Annotated in this window: 1 protein-coding gene; it reads right to left on the minus strand. The window is 55.3% G+C overall.

All coding sequences use genetic code 11. From position 1 onward, the window contains the following. Positions 1–917 (minus strand): DUF2345 domain-containing protein (locus ACTHUR_RS12340; protein ID WP_440398766.1); only part of this gene is annotated, 917 nt, incomplete at its 3' end. Positions 918–941: the final 24 nt, after the last annotated feature.

Here is a 941-nt window from a genome sequence, read left to right on the forward strand (position 1 = left end):
CTCTGAGACCCAGTCACCTCCAACGGCGCCTTCACCCGCACCAGCTTCGGACTGCCTATCTCAATTTCTCCATTCGAGAATTTGATGTATGCGCCTTTACAGGTAATTAAAACTTCCTCTTGCGCTGCAATATTTACTCTGCCTGAACTACTGGTCAGCACCGCGTCCTTCAGCGCATTCAGCTGCAGCTCGTCATTCTGTGCCTGTACTTCCACTTTGCCCTGATTGGCCTGTACCTTGATGCCGCTGCTTTGCGCAAACAGGTTGAGGCTCTCTGCCGCATGGGCGGTCAGGCTTTGTCCGGCGGTGATGTCGGTATGGTTGCCGCTGACCAGGTGGATGTTTTCATTGGCGGTGTGCAGTTGGCTTTGCTGGGTTGCGGTGGCAATACCGGCGGGGGCGGTTTGGATCAAACCTGCCTCTTTCAGGTCTTTGAGGGCGTCTTTCAGACGACCCCTTTGGGTTTCTTCATCGGTGTTGTGGTTGTTGGCGGTTTGGGCGGCTTTGTTCAGGCTTTTGGCGAGGGAAAGTGCTTGTTCAATCTGCGCGATGGCATCGTCCATATCCAGCACTTTGCCGTTGGCGTCTTGGTTTTGTGCGCTGACGAGTATGCCTTTACCCGCCCGTACGGCACCCCAGCCGTCGGTTCTGAGTTCGAAGCCTTCGCCGTTCTCTCCGCGTTTTGCCCTACCGCTGTCGACGATATGTCCGAGGTTGAGTTGGGATTTTTGGTAGTCGGTGGCGAGTTTGATGTGTTCCTGGCCTTTTTGGTCTTCCATCCTGAGTTTGTTGTTCGCCCAGGTACGGATGACATTCCTTGTGTTCCAATCGGCAGGGATGTGGTCGGGATGGGCGCTGTCGTGCATCACGCCGGAGATATACGGACGGTCGGGATTGCCTTGTACGAAAGACAGCATGACTTCGGTGCCTTCGTGCAGGGG

The sequence above is a fragment of the Neisseria sp. P0021.S007 genome (assembly GCF_051956855.1).